The organism is Mycobacterium sp. PTI7, from assembly GCF_056679845.1.
Map to the genome: position 1 here is coordinate 427,745 of NZ_CM155252.1, position 16,688 is coordinate 444,432.

General features: G+C 69.1%; 17 protein-coding genes. 9 read left to right on the plus strand and 8 right to left on the minus strand.

What is annotated here, in order from left to right:
- Positions 1-21: 21 nt before the first annotated feature.
- Together AC1MEY_RS02050 and AC1MEY_RS02055 are read left to right on the plus strand one after the other, a co-directional pair.
- Positions 22-1,446, plus strand: coding sequence for a cytosine permease (locus tag AC1MEY_RS02050; RefSeq protein ID WP_480229090.1), 1,425 nt, complete (start codon positions 22-24; stop codon positions 1,444-1,446).
- Positions 1,443-2,027, plus strand: a complete 585-nt coding sequence (locus AC1MEY_RS02055) for a VOC family protein (protein ID WP_480229091.1) — start codon at positions 1,443-1,445, stop codon at positions 2,025-2,027. The genes AC1MEY_RS02050 and AC1MEY_RS02055 overlap by 4 nt, the downstream gene beginning before the upstream one ends.
- Before the next feature lie 27 nt (positions 2,028-2,054).
- Here the strand turns inward: AC1MEY_RS02055 and AC1MEY_RS02060 are convergent, their stop codons facing one another.
- Positions 2,055-2,474: a MerR family transcriptional regulator gene (locus AC1MEY_RS02060; protein WP_480229092.1), complete on the minus strand. Its 420-nt coding sequence runs from the start codon at positions 2,472-2,474 to the stop codon at positions 2,055-2,057.
- 56 nt (positions 2,475-2,530) lie between these two features.
- Between AC1MEY_RS02060 and AC1MEY_RS02065 the strand changes: the two genes are divergently transcribed.
- Positions 2,531-3,496 carry an oxidoreductase gene (locus AC1MEY_RS02065; RefSeq protein WP_480229093.1) on the plus strand — a complete coding sequence of 322 codons (966 nt, stop codon included), beginning with the start codon at positions 2,531-2,533 and terminating at the stop codon, positions 3,494-3,496.
- A gap of 55 nt (positions 3,497-3,551) precedes the next feature.
- A complete protein-coding gene (locus AC1MEY_RS02070) occupies positions 3,552-4,946 on the plus strand; it encodes a cytochrome P450 (protein WP_480229094.1) in 1,395 nt (464 codons plus the stop codon).
- On the opposite strand, the gene AC1MEY_RS02075 is transcribed toward AC1MEY_RS02070, so the two are convergent.
- Positions 4,943-5,575 (minus strand): TetR/AcrR family transcriptional regulator, encoded by a 633-nt coding sequence (locus AC1MEY_RS02075; RefSeq protein WP_480229095.1) that lies wholly within the window; start codon positions 5,573-5,575, stop codon positions 4,943-4,945. The genes AC1MEY_RS02070 and AC1MEY_RS02075 overlap by 4 nt on opposite strands.
- A 218-nt stretch (positions 5,576-5,793) precedes the next feature.
- On the opposite strand from AC1MEY_RS02075, the gene AC1MEY_RS02080 reads away from it, so the two are divergent.
- The 5 genes from AC1MEY_RS02080 to AC1MEY_RS02100 are packed head-to-tail and all read left to right on the plus strand — an operon-like array spanning position 5,794 to position 9,377.
- Entirely contained in the window at positions 5,794-6,531 is a 738-nt protein-coding gene (locus AC1MEY_RS02080) for a hypothetical protein (RefSeq protein ID WP_480229096.1), read from the plus strand.
- Positions 6,528-7,307, plus strand: coding sequence for a hypothetical protein (locus AC1MEY_RS02085; RefSeq protein WP_480229097.1), 780 nt, complete (start codon positions 6,528-6,530; stop codon positions 7,305-7,307). The genes AC1MEY_RS02080 and AC1MEY_RS02085 overlap by 4 nt, the downstream gene beginning before the upstream one ends.
- Positions 7,304-7,915, plus strand: coding sequence for a cytochrome c oxidase subunit 3 (locus AC1MEY_RS02090; RefSeq protein ID WP_480229098.1), 612 nt, complete (start codon positions 7,304-7,306; stop codon positions 7,913-7,915). The genes AC1MEY_RS02085 and AC1MEY_RS02090 overlap by 4 nt, the downstream gene beginning before the upstream one ends.
- 5 nt (positions 7,916-7,920) lie before the next feature.
- Complete coding sequence (locus AC1MEY_RS02095; RefSeq protein WP_480229099.1) at positions 7,921-8,199, plus strand: cytochrome C oxidase subunit IV family protein; 279 nt, start codon at positions 7,921-7,923, stop codon at positions 8,197-8,199.
- Complete coding sequence (locus tag AC1MEY_RS02100) at positions 8,121-9,377, plus strand: MCE family protein (protein WP_480229100.1); 1,257 nt, start codon at positions 8,121-8,123, stop codon at positions 9,375-9,377. The genes AC1MEY_RS02095 and AC1MEY_RS02100 overlap by 79 nt, the downstream gene beginning before the upstream one ends.
- A 94-nt stretch (positions 9,378-9,471) precedes the next feature.
- Here the strand turns inward: AC1MEY_RS02100 and AC1MEY_RS02105 are convergent, their stop codons facing one another.
- The 6 genes from AC1MEY_RS02105 to AC1MEY_RS02130 are packed head-to-tail and all read right to left on the minus strand — an operon-like array spanning position 9,472 to position 16,573.
- On the minus strand, positions 9,472-10,281 hold the full coding sequence (locus AC1MEY_RS02105) for an SDR family oxidoreductase (RefSeq protein ID WP_480229101.1): 810 nt from the start codon (positions 10,279-10,281) through the stop codon (positions 9,472-9,474).
- 10 nt (positions 10,282-10,291) lie between these two features.
- A complete protein-coding gene (locus AC1MEY_RS02110; protein ID WP_480231259.1) occupies positions 10,292-11,770 on the minus strand; it encodes an AMP-binding protein in 1,479 nt (492 codons plus the stop codon).
- Positions 11,767-12,561: an SDR family NAD(P)-dependent oxidoreductase gene (locus AC1MEY_RS02115; RefSeq protein ID WP_480229102.1), complete on the minus strand. Its 795-nt coding sequence runs from the start codon at positions 12,559-12,561 to the stop codon at positions 11,767-11,769. Before AC1MEY_RS02115 ends, AC1MEY_RS02110 begins: the two co-directional genes overlap by 4 nt.
- Positions 12,558-14,198, minus strand: coding sequence for an AMP-binding protein (locus AC1MEY_RS02120; protein WP_480229103.1), 1,641 nt, complete (start codon positions 14,196-14,198; stop codon positions 12,558-12,560). Before AC1MEY_RS02120 ends, AC1MEY_RS02115 begins: the two co-directional genes overlap by 4 nt.
- Positions 14,199-14,207: 9 nt before the next feature.
- Complete coding sequence (locus tag AC1MEY_RS02125) at positions 14,208-14,954, minus strand: GntR family transcriptional regulator (RefSeq protein WP_480229104.1); 747 nt, start codon at positions 14,952-14,954, stop codon at positions 14,208-14,210.
- Positions 14,951-16,573 carry an SMP-30/gluconolactonase/LRE family protein gene (locus AC1MEY_RS02130; protein ID WP_480229105.1) on the minus strand — a complete coding sequence of 541 codons (1,623 nt, stop codon included), beginning with the start codon at positions 16,571-16,573 and terminating at the stop codon, positions 14,951-14,953. Before AC1MEY_RS02130 ends, AC1MEY_RS02125 begins: the two co-directional genes overlap by 4 nt.
- Positions 16,574-16,688: the final 115 nt, after the last annotated feature.

Consider the following 16,688-nt stretch of genomic DNA (forward strand, 5'->3'; position numbering starts at 1 on the left):
CCGCAACGACAGGAGCACACGATGTCGACCAGTCCGCTCGACGTACCGATCACGAACGCCCCGACCGCCGATGCCGCGGTGCCCTTCGACGCCCACGGGATCGATCCGATCCCCGACGACAGTCGCGACTGTTCGCCGTGGGAGTTGTTCTGGATCTGGGCGGGTGCCAACATCGCCCCCATCAACTGGGTGCTGGGGGCGCTCGGCATCACCCTGGGCCTCAGCCTGACGGAGACGCTGCTGGTGGTGGTGTTCGGCAACCTCGTGGGGTGCGCCGTGTTCGGCGTCTTCAACGTCATCGGCCATCGCACGGCCGTCAACCAGATGGTCCTGGGCCGTGCGCCGTTCGGGACCAAGGGCGCCATCGTGCCGGGTGTCGTACAGCTCGCCCTGACGGTGGGCTGGGTGGGGGTCAACACCTGGGTGGTCCTCGACCTCGCACTCGCGATGCTGGCGGAACTCGGCGTGACGGGCGGCGTGTGGCTGGAGGTCGCGGTCGCCGGCGGCATCATGGCGATTCAGCTCGGCCTGGCCCTCTACGGGTTCTACGCCATCCGGAGTTTCGAGAAGTACACCGTGCCGGCGACCGTCGTGGTGATGGCGGTCATGACCGTGACGGCCATCGCGACCACCGACGTGAACTGGACCCTGACCGGGGTCCCGATGGACGGCAGCGACAAGGTGACGGCGGTAACCCAGCTCCTGACGGCCATCGGCATCGGCTGGGGTCTGACGTGGATTCCCTACGCGTCGGACTACAGCCGGTTCGTCCGGGTCACCGCGTCCACCCGGGCGGTGTTCTGGTCGTCGTCGCTGGGCATGTACGTCCCGACGGTCTGGCTCGCCGCCCTGGGGGCGTGTCTCGCCAGCGCAGGAGCGGGTAGTGACCCGTCGACCCTGGTGGTGAGCACCTTCGGCGTCATGGCGGTCCCGGTGCTGCTGCTCCTGGTGCACGGTCCGATCGCCACCAACATCCTGAACCTGTACTCCTGCTCGCTGGCCGCGCTGTCGATCGGCGTGCGGGCGGCCCGCTGGAAGGTGACCGCGGTCGCGGGCCTGGTGGCGGCGGGTGTGCTGTCCGTCTTCGTGAACGCCGACAGCTTCGCCCACGCCTTCGACCAGTGGATGGTGTCGATCCTGGTGTGGATCAGCCCGTGGGCGGCGATCGTGCTCGTCGACTACTTCGCGGTTCGGCGCGGCGCGCTCGACGTCGCCACGCTGTATCCGGGCGGCGGGGCGGCGCCCGGGCGTGCGTTCAACGTCCACGGATTGGTCAGTCTGGCAGCGGGTCTGCTCGCCGCCTGGTCGTGGCAGTACGGACTGGTGCCCGCCATGCAGGGTCCGCTGGCGCGGGCGCTCGGCAACACCGACTTCTCTTGGCTCTCCGGCAGTCTGGTCGCCGGTGGCCTGTACTTCCTGCTGACCCGACGGGCGGCACGGTCGTGAACGACGAAACCTCCCTGCCCACGGTGTTCAGCGCCACCACGCTGTCCAACGGCTTTCTCGGCAAGCTGATCGAGATCTGCTTCGTCACCGCCGACCACCGTCGGACGATGGAGGGCCTGGTGCGACTCGGAATCGGACCGTGGCGGGTGTACACGTTCGACTCGGCCACCGTCACCGGACGCACCTACCGGGGCGAGGACGCGGACTACGCCATCAAGGTCTGCTTCGCCGACGTCGGCGACCTGGCCGTCGAGATCATGCAACCGCTGTACGGCCCCTCGATCTTCCAGGAGTTCCTCGACACCCGTGGCGAGGGAATCCAGCACGTCGCCTTCGACTGCGACGAGGTGCCATGGGCCCAGCGGACGGGCGACTTCGAGCGCCGGGGCTTCCCGCTGGTGCAGTCGGGTCGGTTCATGGACGCCAACGCGTTCGCGTTCTTCGACACCGAGTCCGCCACCGGCACGACGTTCGAGACGTATTCGATCCCACCGGGATTCGTGTGGCCCGAGCCCGAGGAGTGGTTCCCGGGCCCACCGCCGGCGGGTCAGGCGCCCCCGGTGCGGGAACAGCGGCACTGACCGTCGACGGCCCGGGGCCGGTGACGGTCAGCCCGTCGGATCCCACAGACCGCCGGCGGCTCCGCGCGTCACGTGCTCGGAGTACACGCCGACCTTCCACGAAATCACCGAGTGACACTCCTGCAGAGCCTGAATCCGAGTCTCCACGCGCCGCCGGTGCACGTCGAGGAGTTCGAGCCTCTCGGGTTCGTTGCCCGGACCCTCACGCACCAGTTCGGCGAACCGCTTGAGATCCGCCAGCGGCATCGCCGACTCCCGGAGCTTCACGCAGATCGACAACCACTCGACGTCGACCGGGGTGTATTGCCGTCGGCCACCCGCGGTCCGTCGTACCGGTCCGACCAGGAGCCCCTCGCGCTCGTAGAACCGCAGCGCATGCACACTCAGTCCCGTCTGCGCTGCGACGGCGCCGATGCCGATGCCACCGGCACCCGAGTCATCAGTCATGGTGACCATTCTGTCGACTTGATCTAGACCTCGCTCTAGGTCCTACCGTCACCGCCATGATCAGCAATCGGACACCACTGGATCCACGGTTCTCCGCCACCAGCACCGCCGACGAGGTGATGGCCGACGTCGACCTCGCCGGCGCCACGGCGGTGGTGACGGGCGGGTACTCCGGACTCGGTCTGGAGACGACCCGCAGTCTCGTGGCCGCGGGCGCACGGGTCATCGTGCCGGCCCGCCGCCCCGACGTCGCGCGCTTCGCCCTGCGGCACGTCGATGGTTGCGACGTCATCGGCATGGACCTCGCGAACCTCGGCAGCGTCAGGGCAGCGGTTGCGCAGATCAAGGACGTCGGCGGCACGCTGGACCTCGTCATGGCGATCGCCGGGGTGATGGCGACTCCGGAGCGCCGTGTCGACCCTGGCTGGGAGTGGCAGTTCGCGGTCAATCACCTCGGCCACTTCGCGCTGGTGTGCGAGCTGTATCCGCTCCTCGCCGCGGCGGGCGGTGCACGTGTGGTGGTCAATTCGTCAGCGGGACATGCGCTGTCCGACATCCGCTGGCATGATCCGCACTTCCGTACCGGCTACGACAAGTGGCTGGCCTACGGTCAGGCCAAGACCGCCAACGCGTTGTTCGCGGTGCACCTCGACGTCCTCGGAGCGACCAGTGGTGTCCGGGCCTTCTCCCTGCACCCCGGCAAGATCATCACCGGCCTCCAACGCGAGATGTCCCGCCGCGAGCAAGTCGAGCGCGGGTGGGTCGACGAGCAGGGCACCGTGGTCGGGGCCGACTTCAAGCGCACTGCCCAGGGCGCCGCCACCGGGCTGTGGGCTGCCACGTCGGATCTGCTCGACGGACACGGCGGTCGCTATCTGGAGGACTGCGACATCGCCATGGTCGCCGAGCCCTCCGTGCCGGTCGACGAGGGCGGTGTCCGTGCCTACGCCACTGATCCCGAATCGGCGGCTCGACTATGGGAGTCGTCGCTCGCGGCGACCGGTGCGCCGCCGATCGAGTGATCACCGCTGGGCCGCGCTAGTTGACACATGTGTAATAGCGGCGGATCCTGGTCACATGACGACGCTGACCGACTCCACGGCGGCCCCACGCCGGACGTCGAAGCTGCCCCATCCGCGGCGCAGGGTGCCCATCCTCGGCGACGTCCTGGCCTTCGACATGGACACCCCGTCCCAGTCGGCCGCCGCACTCGCGGCAGAACTGGGCCCGCTCTACGAGATGCGGGTGCTCGGCTCGCGCTACGTGGTCGCCGCCGGCGCCGACTACGTCATGGACCTCAACGACGAGGCACGGTTCTGCAAGCACCTCGGACCCGACATGGAGGCGCTGCGGGTCATCGGCGGTGACGGTCTGTTCACGGCGTACAACCACGAGCCCAATTGGCAAGCTGCGCATGACCTTCTGATGCCGGCGTTCAGTCAGGCGGCCATGCGGCGCTACCACGCGACCATGGTCGAGATCACCGGCCGGATGATCGCGCGGTGGGACGCGAGCACCAGCGTCGACGTATCGGTCGACACCACCAACGTGACACTGGAGACGATCGGGAGGTGTGCGGCGGGCTATTCGTTCGGCGTGCTGGACGACGCGTCGACGTCGACGACGCATCCCTTCGTGACCCACATGGTCGCGGGTCTCAAGGGCGCGGACCGCCTCGGCGCCCTGCGCGCGAGCTTCCTGCCGGCAGCGCTGGCCGACCTGGTCGAGCGCCGGGTACGTAAGCACGCCGAGGCCATGGCAGCCGTCGCCGACGACGTCATCGCCGCCCGGCGCGCCGACCGGGCCCGTGGCCGCGAGGCTCCCGACGACCTGCTCGACCTCATGCTCGACTCCGACCTCGACGTCGCCAACGTCCGCTACCAGCTGATCAACTTCCTGGTGGCGGGCCACGAAACCACCTCGGGTGCACTGTCTTTCGCGCTGTACCACCTGTCGCGCGAACCCGAGGCGTTCGCCCGCGCCCGCGCGGAGGTCGACGAGGTGTGGGGTACGGCCGAACCGCAGTTCGAGCAGGTGGCCAAACTCCGCTACGTGCGCCGCGTCTTGGACGAGTCGCTGCGGCTGCAGCCCACCGTGCCGGGGTACTACCGCGCGGCGCGCGAGGACACGATGCTCGCCGGGGTCTACCCGATGCGCCGAGGGGACTGGGCGCTGGCACTGACCTCCACTCTGCACCGCGACCCGCGCTGGGGCGCCGACCCGGACCGGTTCGATCCGGACAGGTTCGCGCCCGACCAGGTGCGCGCCCGTCCCGCCGGGCTGTACAAGCCGTTCGGTACGGGCGCACGATCGTGCATAGGACGGCAATTCGCGTTGCACGAGGCCGTCCTCGTCCTCGGGAGCCTGGTGCGCCGGTATGACTTGATCGCCGATCCGGACTACGAGTTGGCCATCACCGAGCGACTCACCATGATGCCCAGGGGTTTCCGGTTGTCGGTGCGACGGCGCTAGCGTGCACCGCTGCTCGGCGGGTGCAAGCTGCGCACGGTGCTCGCGACGAACTTCCGCAGGAGTGATTCTCGTTCCGGGCCGATGTCCCGATACGAGGTGAGCAGGGCGTAGAGGCCGACGAGGAAGAACGCCGCGCCCTCGTAGCAGTCGACGTCGTCATAGAGTTCGCCGCGGTGCCGCGCACGTTCGATCTCCGCGGCCAGGAGCACGAACGTCGGATGTTGGGCCCACTGCTCCTCTTCGGGCCGGTTGGGGGAGAGGAAGAGTCCGACGACGTCGCGAAACAGCGTTGCACCCCAGCGCTCCTCGAGTGCGAGGACGAGCGTGACGATCTCGTGCAGCACGGCCGGCAGGTCACGGCGACGATCGAGGAAGCCGCTGAGTTCCGCCGCGAGCCGGGCCTCGTCGATCCGCAGCAGTTCCAGGAGCACGTGCTCCTTCGTCGGGAAGTGGAAGTAGAAGGTGCTGCGGGAGACGCCCGCCGCCTCGACGATCGCATTGATGTCGGCCGAATGGGATCCGGTCCGCTGGAACTCCACGACCGCCGCGTCCAGGACGCGGGCGCGGGTACGAAGCCGCTGCGCCTCCCGTCCCTGGGCTTTCTCTCGCACCGTCTCATTGTGCCTCATCTGCCGATTCGGCTGTCAGATGTCATCGAGTGAGCAGCGACGCGCCGCATCACCTGCTGCATGACGACTCCGAACTTGGTTCCACAGACTCGTTTCAAGCAATCCCGCGTGCTCCGCCAGAGACTGGTTGGCCGATTCATTGTCATCTGTCAGTGAAAGTGTTAGACCTAGACGGCGTCGACGACGGCGCGATGGCGACCACGAGAGGGAGGCGGCAGATGGGGGTGACCCAGCAGGACCGGTCGACGCCGATGCGCACCAGGGGGCAGCGGATCCTGCTGTGGACCGCGCCGCCCGCCATGGCGCTGTTGGCCCTCGGCTACGTCGTGTTCCCGGTGTTCACACCGCCGCTGTCGCCGAGTATGACCCCGGTCGAGGTCGCAGCGTTCTTCGCGGAGCACAACACGGGAATCCTGGGCGTGGTCGTCCTGGCCAACCTGCTGGCCGGATCGCTGGTCCCCTTGTTCGCCGTCGCGGCGGTGCAGATGTCCCGCATCCGCACGTCGAGCAGCGTCTTCACCTACGCCTACGTCATGTGCGTCGGTGTCGGCACCACCGCGTTCATCCTCGCCGACTACTGCTGGGGTGTCGCCGCGTTCAGGCCCGATCGAGATCCGGAACTCATCAGTCTGCTCAATGACATGGCCTGGTTCTTCTTCGTCGCTCCGGTCGGCACCATCGTCGTGCAGAACCTGTGCCTCGCCGTCAGCGCCTACCTCGACGAGCGGCCGGATCCCGTCTTTCCGCGCTGGTATGCGCACTTCAACGTAGTCACCGCCGTCCTGCTGATTCCGAGCGCCTTCTCGATCCTGGTCACTTCCGGGCCCCTCGCGTGGGACGGCGGCGTGTCCTTCACCCTGCGGATGGTCGTGCTGGCGAGCTATCTGGTGGTGACCTTCCTGGTGCTCCTGCGCGTGGTCGACCGCCAGGGCGACGAGCCGGCGGCCCTGGCGTGAGCGAGGGCCTCGTCACGGCCCCATCGGCCGCGGATCCCGAGCCGACACGCAGGAACCGCAAACTCGATCAGTGGATCGCCTTCTGGACGGTTCCGTTCTTCTTCACCGTCTTCGGAATCGTGTTCATTCCGTTGAGTGGGATGATGCCGCCGCGGTCGCCGAACGCCTCCTCCTGGCAGATCCTCGACTTCATGCACTCGCGCGACCTCCTGATCGCGTGCGCGCTCCTCGTGCTCACCTTCGGCTTGGCGCCGCTGTCGAACGCCGTCTATCTCATTCACGTCAAACGGATGTCGGTGAGCCCCGTTCTTCGGTACTCGATCATGGTCGGCGCCATCACCGGCGCGATCGTGGGCATGTTGTTCCCGATGTTCTGTTTCGGCCTCGGCGCATTCCGGCCCGGATACAGCGCCTCGACGCTCGCGATGCTCTACGACTTCGGGTATCTGGCGTTCATCGGCTCGCTCGGGTGCTTCTGCGTGATGTGGATGGCCTTCGGGCTCGCCATCATCCTCGACGACAACGGCGTCCTGCCGAAATGGCTTGGCTACTACACCGTCTGGCAGTACGTCACCGAACTCATGGCCGCACCCGTCTGGATCTCGAAGACGGGCCCGTTCGCCTGGGACGGGCTGCTGACCTTCTGGTTCGCGATCGCGCTCTATGGATCGTGGCAGGTGATCGTCTACGTCTGCATCTTCCGGTCCATCAGGAACCAGCCCGACGACGAACTCGAGAACCATCGGCCCGTCGAAGGATCGGCGGTGCGACCGTGACCGGGCTCGCGGCGGACGCTGCCACCGAGGACGTTCGGGCGGATCGACGGGCCGGCATCCGTGACCACGTCCCCGGTGAGACGAGCATGTGGTTCTTCGTCATCGGCGACCTGATCATCTTCGGCGTCTACTTCGTGGCGTACGTGTACTACCGCGGACAGGACACCGACCTCTTCCTTCGGAGTCAGGCACGGCTGAACCTCGACATCGGGGTGGTCAACACGCTCGTGCTGCTCACCAGCTCGCTCCTGGTCGCCCTCGGCGTGACGGCCGTTCGCGCCGGCAGGACCGCAGATGCCTTGCGTCTCGTCGTCGCCGCTCTGGCGTGTGGCGCCGCCTTCCCGATGCTCAAGGCGTTCGAATACGTCCCGGAGATCGTCGCCGGTGTGACCCCGGGTACGAATCTGTTCTTCACGTTCTACTTCGTGATGACGGGCCTGCACCTGTGCCACGTGCTCCTGGGCCTCGTCATCCTCTCCTTCGTCGTCCGGCACCTGCGGACGTCGGCCACCCCGAAGACCTCCTTCGTCGAGACGGCGGCCACGTACTGGCACATGGTCGACGTCCTGTGGCTCGTCCTGTTCGCGCTCCTCTACGTGATGAGGTGATCTCGGTGTCCACCTACGTCCGCTGTCGGCCGACGATCGTGTGGGCGGTGCTCGTGGTGATCACCGCCGCATCGTGGCTGACCGCTCGAGGCGGCGGGTCCGAGCACGTGGTCAACCCCGTGCTCACCGTCGTCGTGTTGGCGATCGCCGCGGTCAAGGCGCATCTGGTGATCTGGCATTTCATGGAGGTGCGATCGGCGCCGCGATGGTTGCAGGCGTGCACGGGCACCTGGACCGTCGCGATCTTCGCCCTCCTTCTCGGCTTCTACTGGGGGGCTGCGTGATCCGGCCGCTCGCCGGTCTGGCAACGGTGCTGGCGTTGGTGACCGTGGTGGCGGTCGCGATCGGACTGTTTCGAGGTGGCTTCGGGACGACGGTTCCGGTGACGGTGGTCGCCGACCGCGCCGGTCTGGTGATGAACCCCGAGGCGAAGGTGAAGATGCGGGGCGTGCAGGTCGGTCAGGTGGAGTCGATCGAGACCCGGTCCGACGGCACGGCGGTCCTGCACCTGGCGATGGATCCCGAACAGCTGAGCGACATTCCGGGCAACGTGACCGTGGACATCTCGTCCTCGACGGTGTTCGGGGCGAAGTCGGTGGAGCTGGTGGCGCCGGCGGCCCCGTCGTCGACGCCGTTGGTGAAGGGCCAGCAGCTCGACGCCCAGCGGGTGACGGTGGAGACCAACACCCTGTTCCAGCAGTTGACGTCGGTGCTGAAGGCCGTCGATCCGGTGAAGCTCAACGAGACCCTGGGTGCGCTGTCGGGGGCGCTGAAGGGCCGCGGCGAGAAACTGGGCCAGACAGTCAGCGACTTCTCCCAGTTGCTCGACGAGCTCAATCCCAGCCTGGGCAACATCAACCGAGATCTCGAGGTGGTGCCGGTGGCGATCAGCGGCTACGCCGACACCGCGCCCGAGCTGCTGAACGTGCTCGACAGCACCACCCGGATCAGCGAGACGGTGGTCGATCAGGAGCAGAACCTCGACGGATTCCTGTTGAGCGCCATCGGTTTGGCCGACGTGGGCAACGACGTCGTGGGGGAGAGCCGCCAGCCGCTGACCGATCTGCTGCGGATGCTGGTGCCGACGCTGTCGACGGCGAGCCAATACCAGGAGAACCTGCGCTGCGGCATCCAGGGCCTCGCTCCGTTCGCCAGGACCGTGCCGGCTCCGAAGCCCGGCGTCGACATCACGGCAGGCTTCACGCTCGGGGTCGAGCGGTACCGCTACCCGCAGGACCTGCCCAAGGTGGCGGCGAAGAGTGGGCCGTCCTGCAAGGACCAGATGCTGCCCATCGTGCCGAACAACAAGCGGCCGCCGTTCCTGGTCGCCGACGTCGGCGCCAACCCGTGGAGCTACGGCAACCAGGGCGTGCTGCTCAACTCCGACGGACTCAAACAGGCGCTGTTCGGCGCCATCGACGGCCCGCCCCGCAACACCGCACAGACCGGCATGCCGGGCTGATCCCCGACGTCCTCGACCCGTGCGCGCCGAGTGTGTGGGTCGTGCGACGGCGTTCTCGGCGGGTGCATTCAGAACGCCCACACTCGGCGCAGGGTCAGCCCCCGAGGCCCGCCTGGTAGCGCCGCATCCCGGACAGCCAGCGGTCGTAGTCGGCGCCCTTCTGGCGGTACATGTCGAGCACCGCCGGATGCGGCAGCACCAGGAACGTCCCGTCGCGGACCGCCGCCACGGTCAACTCCGCGACGCGCTCGGGGCCCATCACCTCGCCGGCGTTGCGCACCGCCGCGGCGGCCATCCGGGCCTGCGGGTCGGCGGAGTCGGTGATGCCAGACAGCAACGGCGTCTCGACACCCATCGGGCACACGCACGACACGCCGATTCCCTTGTCGCCATACGTGATCGAGAGCCACTCGGCGAAGCCGACGGCGGCGTGCTTGGTCACCGAGTACCCGGCCGCGCCGACCTGGGTGAGCAGCCCTGCCGCCGACGCGACGCCGACGAAGTACCCGCTGCCCCGGGCCTCCCACTCCGGGACGAGTGCCTTCGCCGCGCGGATGTGCGCGCGCAGGTTGACGTCGAGGATCAGATCCCAGTCGGACTCGTCGTCACCGAGACCGGAGGCGCCGATGATGCCGGCATTGGCGACGTAGGCGTCGACCGGTCCGAAGGCGTCGCGCGCCGCGTCGATCAGCTGGGCGATGCCGTCGGTGGCGGCGGCATCCGCCACCACCGCCACGGCCGCGCCGCCGTCGGTGGTGATGGCCTCGACGGTGGCGGCGGCACCGTCCGCCGAGAGGTCGCCGACGACCACCGAGGCGCCCGCGGCGGCGAACTCGCGGGCCAGCGCCCGGCCGATGCCGGAGCCTGCGCCGGTGATGACGGTGACACTGCCCTCGATCTGCACGAGGCCATTGTTACCGACCGGCGAGCTGCTCCCGCAGGGCCCGCTTGAGAATCTTTCCGTAACTGTTCTTCGGCAGCTCGTCGACGAACTCGTAGCGCTTGGGCCGCTTGAAGCGGGCGATCCGCGCCAGCAGGTGGGCGTCGAGGTCCGCGGGCTCGACGTCGCCCACGATGAACGCCACCACCACCTCGCCCCAGTCCTCGTCGGGGGCGCCGACGACGCACGCCTCCGCGACGCCGGGGTGGGTGATGAGCACCTCCTCGACCTCACGCGGATAGATGTTGCTGCCGCCGCTGATCACCACGTCCTTCGAGCGGTCCCGCAGTGTCAGGTAGCCGCGATCGTCGAACGAACCCATGTCGCCGGTGCGCAGCCACCCGCCGCGCAGCGTCGCCGCCGTCGCATCGGGGTTGTTCCAGTAGCCGGACATGACGACGTCCCCGCGACAGACGATCTCGCCGATCTCGCCCACGCCGACGGGCGAGCCGTCGTCGTCGACCACGGCGACGTCCACCCCGGAGCGCGCATACCCGACGGAGCCGAGCGTCGCGTCGTCGGCGTCGACGTGGTCGGCGCGCCGCAGACCGGTGATGGTCATCGGCGCCTCGCCCTGGCCGTACAGCTGGACGAAGGCCGGGCCGAACGCGGCCATCGCCTTCTTGAGGCTGTCGACGTACATCGGGCCGCCGCCGTAGACGATCGTCCGCAGGTTTGCCGGGCACGCCCGGCCCGTAGCGACCAGACGCGCCACCATGGTCGGCGCGAGGAAGCTGCTGGCGCCCGGGTGCCGCTCGCAGAGGTCGAGGAACTCGTCGGGCTCGAAGGCCGCCGACTCGGGGACCACCTGCCGTGCGCCGCGCAGGACGTACGGCGCGATGTAGAGACCGGAGCCGTGCGACATGGGCGCGCCGTGGACCAGGCTGCAATCGGCGTCGGGGTCGTCGAAGTCGGCGAGGTGCGACACCGTCATCGCCAGCAGGTTGCGGTGCGAGAGCATCGCGCCCTTGGAGCGCCCGGTGGTGCCGCTGGTGTAGAACAGCCAGGCCAGTTCGGCGGGGTCGGTGTGACGCGGCGGTGCGAGCGGTCCGACGGCCAACCGTCCGCGGTACGCCGCACCGTCGACCACCTCCACGGTGACGCCGGTGGCCGGCGCGAGGGACGCGGCGATCTTCGGCGACGCGAACACGATCGCCGCGCCGGCGTCCTCGAGGATGTCCGCCATCTCCAGCGCGTGCAGCTTGAAGTTGATCGGGACGACGACGCACTCGGCGGCCCACGCCGCGAACATCAGCTCCACGATCTCCGGACGGTTCTCGCTGGCCACGGCGATCCGCGATCCCGCGGGCAGATCGGCCCGCAGCGACGCCGCGAGACGCAGTGCGCGATCGCGCAACTCGGCCCACGTGTGCACCTGCCGGGTGCCGACGAATACCGCGCCGCGGTCGCCGTACCGAGCGGCGGTCTGGTCGAGGACGCCGAACAGGTTCAACGAGCCACCCATTCCGACGACAGGGCGAAGTCGGACAGGTACTTCGTCGAACTCCAGCCGCCGTCCACGACGATCGTCTGGCCGTTGATGAAACCGGCTCCGGGAGAGCACAGGAAGGCGATGGTGCTCGCGATGTCCTCGATGCGGCCCAGTCGCGGGAACGGCGTCATCTCGGTGTTGATCTTGCGGAACCGCTCGTCGGTGAGACGGTGCTCCACCATCGGGGTGACCGTCACGCCGGGTGCGACGGCGTTGCACCGGATCCCCTGCGGTCCGTACTGGCAGGCGATGTGCGACGAGAGCGCCGTCAGGCCGCCCTTGGCGGCCGAGTACGCGCCGCCGCGCAGACCGCCGACGACCGCGAACGTGGACGTGACGTTGACGATGCCGGACCCGTCGCGCATGTGCGGGATGACGTCGCGCGCCAGCCGGAACGGTGCGCGCAGCATGATGCCGAGGAACTGGTCTAGCGACTCGTCGTCGGTCTCGTGCAACGGTTTCGGGCTGCCGACGCCCGCGTTGTTGACCAGGAAGTCGATCCGCCCCCAGCGTTCGACGGCGGCGTCGACGACGCGCGCGGGTCCGTCGTCGGCGGTGAGGTCGACGGCCACGGTCGTGACGAGGTCCGGATCGGCACCCGCCTCGCGTGCCGCCGCCGACCACTCGGCCAACCGGGCCTCGTCACGGCCGGTGCCCACCACCGCCATGCCCGCCTCGGCGAGCTTGACGGCGGTCCCGAAGCCGATCCCGCTGCTGGCCCCGGTCACGATGGCGACCTGTGTGTCACTCACTGGACTTCGCTCTCCCCATCCGTCGGCGTGCCACCGAGTGCGGCCCGTATCCGGTGCTTCAGAACCTTGCCCGCGTCGTTCTTCGGCAGCGATTCCCAGATCGCCACCCGCTCGGGGACCTTGAACCGCGCGAGCCCCTGCTGCAGCAGGAAGGCGCCGAGGTCCTCGACGCAGGGTGCGGCGCTGCCCACGGGCACGATCACCGCGCATGCCTGCTCGCCGGTGCGCTCGTGGGGCATCCCGACCACCGCGACCTCGGCGATGCCGAGGTGGCCGATCAGGACGTCCTCGACCTCCTTGGGCGAGATGTTCTCGCCGTTGCGGATGATCAGGTCCTTGGCGCGGCCGGTGACCACCAGTGCGTCGTCGGCCCACCGGCCGATGTCGCCGGTGCGGAAGTACCCGTCGGCGTCGAACGCGTCGGCCTCGTCCTCGGGATGCAGGTAACCGACCAGCATCTGGGGACCGCGGACGCAGATCTCGCCGGTCTGGCCGCCCATCCCGCCGGGATCGCGGGCCACCAGCCACACGTCGGCGATGCCCGGCCGGCCGTCGGTACCAGCGGCGGCGTCGGGGTCGGTGAGCGCGCCGACGGTGGTCACGGGCACCTCGGTGGAGCCGTACACGCGCGACACCCTCGCCCGGTCGAAGTACGACGTCGCCCTGCGGATCAGCGACGGCGGCACCGAGGCGCCCCCGCAGATGAACACCGCGAGATCGGGCAGCCGGGTGTCCGCGCGCTCGGCGGCGGCGAGCAGCTGCTCGAGGAACGGCGTGGCGCCCGCCATGTGCGTACACCCGTGCTCCAGCATCAGCGCGACCGCGGCGTCGGGGTCCCACTGCTGCATGAGCACCGCCGTGGCACCCACGAGCAGCGGGCACTCGAACGCGTAGATCGACCCGCCGATGTGGGCGATCGGCGACGGCACCAGGAAGCGGCTGCCGGGCTCGACGAGCCAGTGCTCGCGGATCTGCGAGATCAGCGCATGAATCGAATTGTGCGTGTGCAGAACGCCCTTCGGACGTCCGGTGGTGCCCGACGTGTACATGATCATCCGCACCGCGTCGGGATCGACCGGGACGGCGGGATCGGCGGCGTCGGCGGTCAGCAGCGAGTCGTAGGAGACGTGCGGCCCGGCGTCGCCCCGCACCACGACGACCACCGGCGGCGTGTCGATCTCATCCACCACTCGGGTCAGCATCGCCGCGTAGTCGTACCCGCGGAACGTCTCCGGCACGAAGATCATCCGGGTGTCGGCGTCGCCGAGGATGAAGCGCAACTCGTGGTCGCGCAGCGACGGCAGGATCGGGTTGACCACCATGCCGGCCAAGGTGGCCCCGAGGTAGACCACGGCGGCCTCGGACCAGTTCGGCAGCATGAACGACACGACACTGCCCGTCGGCATCCGGCCGACCATGGCGACGGCGAGGGCGCTCGCGCGCCGGTGGAGGTCCGCGCAGGTGAGCCGGACGTCGCCGTCGACGAGCACCACCCGGTCGGGCGTCTCGCGGACCGCCTCGCGCAGGGCGTCGCCCAGGGTGGTCGTCACCCAGAGGCCCGCGTCCCTGGCCTGCTCGGCGCGCGTCTCGTCCCAGCGGATGGACCGTCCGTCCTTGGTCTTGCGAGTGGTGCCCATGGTCGGTCCTCAGCCCTTCACGCGGCGCATGGTCATCGAATACCGGAACCGCGACGACGGGTGCGTGTTGACCGTCACCTGGGCGATCTCGCCGTCCGACGTCGTGTAGGTACGGCGCATCTCGAGTGCGGCGGTGTCCACGTCGACCCGCAACTGCTCGGCCAACCGGGCGGAGGCCGTCACGGCTGCGATCTCCTGGTGCACCTCGACGACGCTGACGCCGAAGAGGTCCTCGATGAGCGGGAAGATCGGGCCGGTGTGGCGCTGCAGCAGCCTGCCCACCGCGGCGAACGAGCGGTGGACGTAGTACTCCGTGCGGCAGACCGGCACGTCGCCGTCCTCGGACTGGCGCGTCCCGCACACCGCGAGCCACTGCGTGCCGACGGGCAGGCCGGTGTGGGCGGCGAGCTCGTCGTCGAGCGTCACCATCGCGTTGGACTCGATGTCGAACCGCGCACCGGCGGCGAACGCCAGCAGGTCGTTGATCGACATGACCTCTTGCGCATAGGAATTGGATGCGGCACGGGCCACCACCATCGTGCCTGCGCGCGGTCGCGACGACACCAGGTTGTCGTCCCGCAGCCGGCGCAGCGCCTCGCGCACGGTGTATCGGCTGACCTCGAAGCGCTCGCAGAGTTCGTGCTCGGTGGGCAGTTGCGTGCCGACCGGGTACACCCCGTCGACGATGTCCTTGCGCAGCGCGCGCGCCACCTGCAGGTAGCGGTGGTCGGCGGAGGTGCCGACGTCGGTGCTCACGTGCGGCGCAGCGTCAACACGCTGCCCTCGCCGTCGGCCGAGACGTACAGCGTGCCATCGGGTCCCGCGGCGATCCCGGCGAACGGGCCCTGCGGGCCGGAGAACGGGGGCATGCCCTTGAGCGGCTTGGGGTCGACGCCGGGAGGTGCTCCGATCGGCAGCCCCGCGGCGATCGTCGTGCGGTCGCCGGTCTCGAGATCGACGGCGATGACCGCCTTCTGGCCGGCGTCGACGACGTAGAGCGTGCGACCCGCCGCGAGTAGGCCGTGCGGGCGGACCAGTCCGTCGACGACGGTCTCGGTGCCGGATGCGGTGACCGCCACGACCCGTCCGGTCTCGCCGACCAGCACGTCCCCCGTCGCGGTGACGACGACGCCGACCGGCTCGGTCAAACCGGAGGCCAGCACGTCGACCGCGCCCGAGCCGTCGACCGACAGCAGTCGGCCGGTGCCCTGCTCGACCGCCAGGACGTCGTCACCGCGCAGGGCGACCCCGTACAGCTGGTCGAAACCGTCTGCCAGGAACTCGGTCTCGTCGCCGGCGGGCCGGTAGCGCCCGATCTGACCGCCGGAGGTGGTGACCACGAACTCCCCGGGACCCGACGGCACCAGGCCGCGTAGGAAGCCGGGATAGCCCGGGGAGAACAGCATGCCCACCGTCTGGAGCGAACCGTCCGGCTCGACGGCGTAGAAGTAGGTGCCGTCGGCCACGTAGACCCGGCCGTCACCGCCGACGGCGAGGTCCAGCGGCCAGTTCAGCCCGCCGGGCAGCGTCGTGCGGGTGTCGCCGCCGCCGAGGACCTCGGTGATCTCGCCGGTGAAGTTCGAGACGAACAGCCTGCCGTCCACCAGGGTGCAGTTGTCCAGGCCGGGGGAGAGCTGGGCCAGGACGGTCTGATCTCCGGAGCGCGGATCGATGCGCAGGACCTGCCCGCTGGCGACCTGTGTCGAGACGATGAAGCCGTCGGCGTCGAACTTCACCGAGTCGGGGACGCCGAGGCCGCTCGCCACGGTCTGCGGCCGGGCGCCGTCGGCGAACGGGTCGATGCGCCAGATCTCGTTGGCGCCCATCACCGGGAAGTAGAGCAGGCCGTCCGGTCCGACCTCCATCGCGTTCGGCGACGGCACGTCCTCCAGCAGGATGCGCGGTGGGCCGCCGGCGAGGTCGAACTCCATCAGACGACCGCCCTCGCGGCACTCGCCGATGAACAGCCGGTCCTGATGGAACGTGATGCCGTTCGCCGACGGCACGTCATCGCGCAGGACGCGGGTGACGCCGGAGGTGTCGCGCAGGCTGACCCGACCGTCCATCACCTCGGTGGCGACGAGGTTGCCGCGGGAGTCGAACGCGACGTCGTCGGGTGCCACGATGTCGCCGCCCTTGGCGCTGATGGTCTCGATGGTGCCCGTCGTGACGTCGAGCGCGCTGATCTGGCTGCCGGTGACCTGGGCGACGTAGACGCGGCCGTCGGGCCCGGTGCGCAGTCCATTGGCCCCGAACAGGCGGCTGGGCGCGGTCAGCCGGTCCAGCCGCCATCCGACGGCCACGTCGGGCGGTGCCGCCGACCAGTGGCGACTCGGGGATTCCCGTCGATCGGAGGGGGTGCCGGTGGTCGTCATCGCTCGGACCTTAGCAAGCAGGACTGGTCCAGACAATAACGTCGGCGGATTGGTGCATGGCCCTTGACGTGCGGCTCAACATAGGAGAATCATGCTCTCCAAATGGTGCACAGGA